This is a genomic window from Tamlana crocina (assembly GCF_012037625.1).
On sequence record NZ_JAAVJS010000269.1, the window covers coordinates 1 to 436 of the forward strand.

1 protein-coding gene is annotated in these 436 nt (G+C 45.4%); it reads left to right on the forward strand.

Features of this window, described 5'->3' with window-relative positions; all coding sequences use genetic code 11:
- Positions 1-55: 55 nt before the first annotated feature.
- Positions 56-436 (forward strand): lysylphosphatidylglycerol synthase transmembrane domain-containing protein (locus tag HC176_RS16655; protein WP_167920127.1); only part of this gene is annotated, 381 nt, incomplete at its 3' end.

The window sequence follows — 436 nt, forward strand, 5'->3', positions numbered from 1 at the left end:
TTTTAAGCCGGCTTTGGTTTTCCCTAATGAAGATACCAACCTCCTCAGTTAGATCTTGAAGAAAAAACTACTCAAGTTTACTAAAACCTTTCTACCTCTCTTGCTGGGAGTTTTTTTGATCTGGTATTCTTTAAGCAGCGCCACCCCGCAAGAGAGGGAAGAGCTTTGGAACAACATTAAACTTGCCGAACTGGAATGGGTTATGCTTAGCGTTTTCTTCGGAATTCTCTCGCATCTTTCCAGGGCCTATCGCTGGAAGTACCTTTTAGAGCCCCTGGGTTACCGCCCGCAATTCGCCAATAGTTTTATGGCAGTGATGGGAGGCTATCTTGCCAATCTTGGCGTTCCCAGGTCTGGTGAAGTCCTTCGAGCTGCAACAGTTTCTACCTATGAGGACATTCCGTTTGATAAAGCCTTTGGCACCATAGTTTCTGAA